The organism is Parvibaculum sp. (assembly GCF_049672805.1).
Lineage (GTDB): Bacteria > Pseudomonadota > Alphaproteobacteria > Parvibaculales > Parvibaculaceae > Parvibaculum.
In genome coordinates, this window is record NZ_JBATWS010000323.1 from 1 (window position 1) to 7,331 (window position 7,331).

General features: G+C 61.2%; 7 protein-coding genes. 5 read left to right on the forward strand and 2 right to left on the reverse strand.

What is annotated here, in order from left to right; translation table 11 throughout:
• The 5 genes from WBF74_RS10220 to WBF74_RS10240 form a co-directional block, all read left to right on the forward strand.
• Positions 1–355 (forward strand): DUF924 family protein (locus tag WBF74_RS10220; protein WP_424439101.1); only part of this gene is annotated, 355 nt, incomplete at its 5' end.
• 186 nt (positions 356–541) lie between these two features.
• Positions 542–748: a hypothetical protein gene (locus WBF74_RS10225; RefSeq protein ID WP_424439104.1), complete on the forward strand. Its 207-nt coding sequence runs from the start codon at positions 542–544 to the stop codon at positions 746–748.
• 89 nt (positions 749–837) lie between these two features.
• Positions 838–1,779, forward strand: coding sequence for an alpha/beta hydrolase (locus tag WBF74_RS10230; protein WP_424439107.1), 942 nt, complete (start codon positions 838–840; stop codon positions 1,777–1,779).
• Between the two features lie 157 nt (positions 1,780–1,936).
• Positions 1,937–3,523 carry an AMP-binding protein gene (locus WBF74_RS10235; RefSeq protein ID WP_424439110.1) on the forward strand — a complete coding sequence of 529 codons (1,587 nt, stop codon included), beginning with the start codon at positions 1,937–1,939 and terminating at the stop codon, positions 3,521–3,523.
• Between the two features lie 13 nt (positions 3,524–3,536).
• Positions 3,537–5,252 carry a SulP family inorganic anion transporter gene (locus WBF74_RS10240; RefSeq protein WP_424439113.1) on the forward strand — a complete coding sequence of 572 codons (1,716 nt, stop codon included), beginning with the start codon at positions 3,537–3,539 and terminating at the stop codon, positions 5,250–5,252.
• Between the two features lie 12 nt (positions 5,253–5,264).
• On the opposite strand, the gene WBF74_RS10245 is transcribed toward WBF74_RS10240, so the two are convergent.
• Together WBF74_RS10245 and WBF74_RS10250 are read right to left on the reverse strand one after the other, a co-directional pair.
• On the reverse strand, positions 5,265–6,935 hold the full coding sequence (locus tag WBF74_RS10245) for an FAD-binding oxidoreductase (RefSeq protein WP_424439116.1): 1,671 nt from the start codon (positions 6,933–6,935) through the stop codon (positions 5,265–5,267).
• Positions 6,936–6,961: 26 nt separating this feature from the next.
• On the reverse strand, positions 6,962–7,331 hold a 370-nt coding region (locus tag WBF74_RS10250), incomplete at its 5' end, for a diacylglycerol/lipid kinase family protein (protein WP_424439119.1).

Below are 7,331 nucleotides of genomic sequence, written 5' to 3' on the forward strand. Positions count from 1 at the left end.
CGATCAGTTCTCGCGCAATCTCTGGCGGAATGATCACCGCGCCTTCGCTCAGGACGCAAAGGCGCTTGCGCTGGCAGATGAGGCCGTGCGCCGCCGCTTCGATGTGGAAACGCCTCTCGCGGCGCGCAAATGGTTCTACATGCCCTATATGCATTCAGAAGACCTCGCCGCGCAGGAACGCGGCCTCGTCTATTTCGCGCAGCGCCTTGATGATCCCGAGACGATGCGCTTTGCGGATGAGCATGCCGACATCATCCGCCGCTTCGGCCGCTTCCCGCACCGCAACGGGGTGCTCGGGCGGGAGACGACGCCGGAGGAACAAGCCTTCCTCGATGCGGGCGGCTTTGCGGGCTAGGCCGCGCGGGGGCTGAAATTGCCGCCCGGCGGCAGGAGCTTCCGGCAATCCTTGCCGATGGCGGTTTCCGCTCCGCCCGGACGTAATCGCAAGCTATTGATTTTGTTAGATATTTTTCCCGCGTGGCGTCTGGTCCGGCGGTTGCAACCGTCTTCCGCAAAACCAGTTCACCGGGAGACCCCAACAATGATCACCGACCACGAAATCAACCTCCTCGCCGCCTATATGGTCGATACGCATGGCCGCAAGGCCCTTTCCTATGCGGATACGGCGGTGTGCGAGCTTGAGCAGATTGGCGAGAAGATGCGCGCCGATGCGTGGCGGGCGCTGCGTGTGGTTGTGGAAGACATGGTGGAAGGTCGCCGCACCCGCAGCGGAGAGGTTTTGCACTAGGCTGAAGGGCATTTGGCGCTTGGCGCGTCCCGTCAGGGGCCGCTAAAAGGGACTTCGCAATAAAAATGAAAGGCGGAGGGTCCCTCGATATGTCACTCGATCCACAAGCAAAAGCGCTGCTTGACCAGCTTGCGGCCAATCCTGATGCGCCGCGCATGATTGATCTGCCGCCTGCAGGTGCGCGCGAAATGTATCGCGCCATGGGCGGCATGCTGGATCGTCAGGACGTGCCCATCGGCAAGGTTGAGGATCGGACCATCCCGGGGCCGGGCGGGGATATTCCCGTACGCATCTACACGCCGGTTGCCGGGGGCGGCAAGGGCCCCGTGCTTGTCTATTATCATGGCGGTGGCTGGGTCATTGGCGATCTTGAAACCCATGATGCGCTCTGCCGCACGCTTGCCAATGAAGCAGGCTGCAAGGTGATTGCGGTGGATTACCGCCTGGCGCCGGAGCACCCTTTCCCTGCAGCGATTGATGATGCCTATGCAGCGGCCTGCTGGGTGGAGGCGAATGCGTCCGAGATTGATGTCGATCCGAACCGCATCGCTGTTGCGGGCGACAGCGCGGGCGGCAATCTTGCTGCCGCCGTCTGCCTTCGCGCAAAGGCGGAGAAGGGGCCGCAGATCGCATTCCAGCTTCTCATCTATCCGGTCACGGATGCACCGTCCGATACGCAGTCCTACAAGGATTTCGGGAAAGGTCATTTCCTTGAAAAGGATGGCATGGACTGGTTCTGGAACCATTATGTGGTGAGCGCGGGCGCTGATCCGAAGCATCCTTATGCGGCGCCGCTTCAGGCGGAATCACACGCCGGCCTGCCGCCTGCCTATGTGGTGACGGCGGGGTATGATGTGCTCCGCGATGAAGGCAAGGCTTACGCAGACGCGCTGAAGAAGGCCGGGGTGGATGTCGAATATGTCAATTATGAAGGCATGATCCACGGCTTCTTCAATCTGCAGGGCGTGCTTGATGTTTCGCGTGAAGCGGTCAAGGCGGCGGCAAAGGCACTGAAGGAAGCGCTGGTCTGAGCGAAAGCCGACAGGGACGGGAAGAAGGGCGGCGCCGGGTGTGCCGCCCTTTTTTCTTTTCGGAGAGGTTTTGCCTCTTCAGCCGCGGGAATGGCATGAGGTGCTTCCATGCGCTATAGGACAGAAAAGAACATCAGAAACTTCCCCGGAGGCTCCCATGCCCGCGCTGCGCTCGCCGCTCGTCCATCCCTTTTCGAATTTCGACGTGCCGCATCTTCTGCGCGTCCATGCCGAGGCGCGGCCTGAGCATCCCTTTCTCATTTGGGAGCCTTTTGAGGGAGAACCGCGCATCTGGTCCTATGCCCGCTTCGAACATGAAGTGCGGCAGGTGGCAGCAGGGCTTGCAAGGCGCGGTGTGAAGCGCGGCGAACGCGTGCTGGTCCATCTCGACAACTGTCCTGAAAGCCTGATTGCCTGGTATGCCTGCGCGCATCTCGGTGCTGTTGCCGTTACCACGAATGCGCGCTCGGTGGCCGATGACCTCACCTATTTCAGCAGCCATGCGGAAGTTGTCGGCGCGATCACGCAGCCGCGCTTTGCCTCGCTCGTTGCAGCTTCCTGCGCGGGCATCAAATGGCTTGCCGTGACTGACACGGATAATGGCGCTGCGCCGGAGGCGGGCACTATGCCGCCTGCATCAGAAAGCTTTGCGGGCCTTTATGGCGATGCAGGTGATGCGCCGCTGCGCCCGGCTGATCCGATGTTGCCTGTCGGTATTCAGTACACGTCCGGTACGACCTCGCGGCCAAAGGGCGTGGTCTGGACACATGCCAATGCGCTCTGGGGTGCAAAGCTTTGCGCGCTGCATGAAGACCTTCGGCCCTCGGATGTGCATCTCACCTATTTGCCGCTCTTCCACACCAACGCGCAGGCCTATTCGGTTCTGGCGGCGCTCTGGGTGGGCGCAACGGTGGTTCTCCAGCCCCGCTTCTCTGCTTCGCGTTTCTGGGATGTGTCGCTGCGCCGGGGCTGCACATGGACATCCATGGTGCCTTTCTGCGTGCGCGCGCTGATGGGGCAGGAAAAACCTGCCTCCCATTCCTATCGCTATTGGGGGAACGGCATTTCCTCGCCACCCACCGACGACCATTTCGGTGTGAAGACGATTGGCTGGTGGGGCATGACGGAAACCATCACCCACGGCATTGTCGGTAATGTCCATCTGCCCAACCGGCCCATGTCCATCGGCAAGCCTTCGCCTGCCTATGAAATCGCAATTCTGGACGATAATGGTGCGCCGGTTGGCCCCGGCGAGACGGGCAATCTTCTTGTGCGCGGTGTGCCGGGCCTCTCGCTCTTTCTCGAATATCTCAACAATGAGAAAGCAACCTCCGGGAGCTTTGACGAGCAGGGCTATTTCATTACCGGCGACCGTGTGACGCCTGGCGAAGACGGCTTCATTTCCTTTGCGGATCGCGACAAGGATATGTTGAAAGTGGGCGGTGAAAATGTCGCCTCATCCGAGATCGAGCGCGTTATCATGAGCGTGCCGGGCATTCAGGAATGCGCGGTGGTCGGCAAGCGCGATCCGATGCTGGATGAAGTGCCGGTCGCCTTCCTGCTGGTGCCGGGCGGGGAGAAGGCCGCGCCCGCCGACCTTGTTCAGAAGGTGGAAGCCGCCTGCCTCAAGGGACTTGCGGATTTCAAGCGCCCGCGCGAAATTCGGATTGTTTCCGAGTTGCCGCGCTCGACGCTGGAAAAGATCGCGAAAGCTGAACTTCGCAAATTATTGGAGCAAGACTGAGGGGCAAAAGGAATTGGCCACAGGCGGCAAGGCGTCATCGTCACAGCTTTTCATCCCCAAACTCGTTACCGTCCTGCGGGAAGGCTACGGGTTCGCGCAGTTCCGCGCTGACTTTATCGCAGGGCTGACTGTTGCCATCGTCGCGCTGCCGCTTTCCATGGCGCTCGCCATTGCCAGCGGCACAACGCCCGACAAGGGGTTGATGACCGCCATTGTGGCGGGCTTCCTCATCTCCGCCTTTGGCGGCAGCCGCTTCCAGATCGGTGGGCCGACCGGCGCTTTTGTCGTCGTCGTTTTCAACGTCATTGCGGTTCACGGTTATGACGGGCTGGTGCTTGCAAGCGCAATGGCGGGCATCATGCTTATCGGCGCAGGGTTTCTCCGTGTCGGCTCCTTCATCAAATATATTCCCGAACCCGTGGTCACCGGCTTCACGGCGGGCATCGCCGTTATCATCGCGACAAGCCAGATCAAGGATTTCTTCGGCATTGCGCTCGAGAATGAGCCAGCCGCCTTTCTCGACAAGATACCGGCGCTTGCCGGTGCAATCGGCACGATCTCGCCGCAAACGCTTGTGGTGGGGTTTGGCGCGCTTGCGCTCATTGTCTGGCTGCGCAGCACCCGCCCGAACTGGCCGGGCTTTCTGATCGCGGTGGTGCTTGCGTCTTTCTTCGTCTGGCTTTTTGCCTTGCCGACAGACACGATCGGTACGCGCTTTGCCGGGCTTGAGCCGAGCTTCTCCATTCCGGCCTTCCCGGAAATTACGATGGAGCGGATCATCACGCTCTTTCCGAGCGCCTTCACCATCGCTTTTCTTGCAGGTGTTGAATCGCTTCTCTCTGCCATGGTTGCCGACAGCATGACGGGGCGGCGTCACCGCTCGAACAGCGAGCTTGTGGCGCAAGGCATTGCGAATTGTGCGTCAGCGGCGGTGGGCGGGCTTCCTGCCACAGGGGCGATTGCGCGCACGGCGGCGAATATTCGCGCGGGCGCGCATGGACCGGTTGCGGGCATGCTGCACGCGGTCTTCATTCTCATTTTCATGGCCTTCGCCTGGCCGCTTGTGACATATGTTCCGCTTGCGGCGCTGGCTGCGGTGCTGCTCATCGTTGCCTGGAACATGAGCGAGATTGAAAAGTTCCGGCACATGATGCGCGCGCCGATGGGTGACAAGGCGGTGCTGATCCTCACCTTCGCGCTCACCATTCTTGTCGATCTCACCGTGGCCATTGAGGTTGGTGTGGTGCTTGCCGCCGTTCTCTTCATGCACCGCATGTCAGAGGCGGTGGAGGTGCAGGCGCATCTCAATCTTGTTGAAGAAGACGTGGCGGATGACGCGCCGCGCGACTTCGTGCCGATGCAGGAATATGACCTGCCGGATGGCGTGGCGGCGAGCCTCATTCGCGGGCCGTTCTTTTTCGGTGTTGCCATGCGGCTTGGCGAAACGCTGGACCGGATTGGCGCAACACCAAAGGTGCTTATCGTTCGCATGCGTGCCGTGCCGATCATTGATGCGACGGGCGTGTCTGCACTCAGCAGCATGATCGATCGGTGCGAGCGGAAAGGCACGAAGGTCATCATCACCGCACTTCAGCCGCAGCCCGCGCGCGTGCTTGGCGATATGGGCGTGCTCGCCCGCGTTACCCGCGCGCCGGACTTCCCGACCGCCATCGACATGGCGCGGAAGATGGTCGCGGAGATGGCAGCTGAAGCCAGAGAGGAAGCCTGATGAGTCAGGCGGTCAGCCGAAAAGCTTTCCCGGATTCATCACGCCTTTCGGATCAAGCTCCCGCTTGGTTGCCTTGAGCAGCGACATGCCGATCTCGCCCTTTTCCTCCGGCAGCCAGGGCGCGTGATCCGTGCCGACACCGTGGTGATGGCTGATCGTGCCGCCATTCATCAGAATTGCGTCAGAGGCAGCTCGCTTGATCGCGAGCCATTGTTCGACCTCGCGGTCGAGCTGGCGCGGGAAGATGAAGGTAAAATAGAGGCTTGCGCCGTCCGGATAGGAGTGGCTCACATGGGCGAGCACGAGCCCGCGCGCATGTTGCTCCGGCAAATGCGACGAGATGGCGTCCGAAATCGCCGTCGTCACCTTCTCGTGCAGATTGGCGATGTTCGACCAGCGCGTCGATGTTTCGAGCGTATCGACACCAATCCCCCGGTCCATCATCGGATCGCGTATCGCGGGGCTGTTGAAGCGCCCGTGATACCAGTGCCGCCCGGGGCCGGTGCCGAGTGCAAGCGCGCCCTGACGCTTGCAGATTTCTTCCGTCTGCTCCTGCGCCCAGATGACGGTTTCCTTCGCGCCTTCATGGCCGATCAGCATGAGGCAGGGCGTTTCGGGGAAGCCCTTCATCTTGAGATAGGCGCGTTGCAGCCGCGCTTTCAGGCCATCTGCGTTTGAGGAGGAGAAGGCCTGAAAGAAATAGGTTTCCGGCGCATCGGAGAGGCGCACCATGGCAACGGGAATATCCGCATGGTTGATGCGCCGCGCTGCTTCCACACCGGCGGCGAATGTCTTGAAGAGATAGCCGCGATAGTCCTTTCGCGCGGGCACTTCGTGGATCTTCACCGTTGCTTCCACGATCACGCCAAGCGTGCCTTCGGAGCCGGCGACAAGCTGGTTGAGGTTCGGGCCTGCGGCGGAAGCGGGCGTTGCTTCTGTCGTCCAGAAGCCTTTTGGTGTAGCAAGCTTTGCCGAGACAAGCCACTTTTCCGCCTTGCCGTAGCGGTTGGATTGCTGTCCGGCGCCGCGCGCGGCAATCCAGCCGCCAAGAGTGGAAAGAGGAAAGCTCTGCGGATAGTGGCCGAGCGTCACGCCATGCGCCTGTAACTGTTCTTCGAGGTGCGGTCCGTAGATACCGGCCTCAATGCGCGCGGTCATCGACACCTTGTCGATCTGGATGATGCGCGTCATCAGCGTGGTGTCGAGTGTCAGCACCGCCCCGCCCAGCGATTTTGCGACCGCGTTGACGCCGCCCACCACGGATGAGCCGCCGCCATAGGGCACGAGTGCTATGTCTTCCTGTGCGCAAAGCTGCACGATCGCGAGCACCTCGTCGGCATTGCGCGGATAAATAACGGCATCAGGTGCCACATCAAGGCGACCCGCGCGCACATAAAGCAGATCGTGATAGCTCTTCCCGCGCGCGTGGAAGGCGCGTTCGTAATCATCGGTGCGAAGCTGATCCTCGCCGACAATGCCGCGCAGCTTTTCCTGTATGGCGCCGGACAGGCGGCAATGGGGCAGGCAAATATCCTGTAGCGGCACGGGTGGGGTGGAGGGCAGGTGGCTCATGCCGAGCACTTCCTCGACCCATTTCCATTTGGGTGAGTCCGCAGGCAGCGGGTTTTCCTGCTTCGTCGGGCCCCAGCCGTTCCAGCGCAATGTTGTGCGGTCGATTGTCATATTCGTTTTTCCTGTCCGTTCGCCTGTCAGCAGCGCAGCGTGATCGCGCCGGGAATGATTTCAAAGCGCGCGGGCAGCCGCCCCGGCGCTTCGCCATCCACATCCAGCAACATGGGTTCGGGGCCAACCGGCGTTGCTTCCACCCAGCGCGCGCGGCGATGGGTGACGAGCGGGCTTTCGAGATGCGTGCCCTCGCGCATCGCGCCCGAGTTTTTCAGCATGTTGAGCAGTGTCGTGTTGCGCATCATTATCACGTCGAAAAGCCCGTCATCGGGTTCGGCCATGGGCGCAATGAACATGCCGCCGCCGAAATATTTGCCATTGGCAATGGCGACGACGCCTGCATTGAGCACTTCTTCCGCGCCATCATCCGTGACAATGCGCACGGGGCGCGGC

Coding starts and splice junctions, on each gene's coding strand:
- WBF74_RS10225 (WP_424439104.1), top strand. CDS start 542: ATGATCACCGACCACGAAATCAACCTCCTCGCCGCCTATATGGTCGAT.
- WBF74_RS10230 (WP_424439107.1), top strand. CDS start 838: ATGTCACTCGATCCACAAGCAAAAGCGCTGCTTGACCAGCTTGCGGCC.
- WBF74_RS10245 (WP_424439116.1), bottom strand. CDS start 6,935: ATGACAATCGACCGCACAACATTGCGCTGGAACGGCTGGGGCCCGACG.
- WBF74_RS10235 (WP_424439110.1), top strand. CDS start 1,937: ATGCCCGCGCTGCGCTCGCCGCTCGTCCATCCCTTTTCGAATTTCGAC.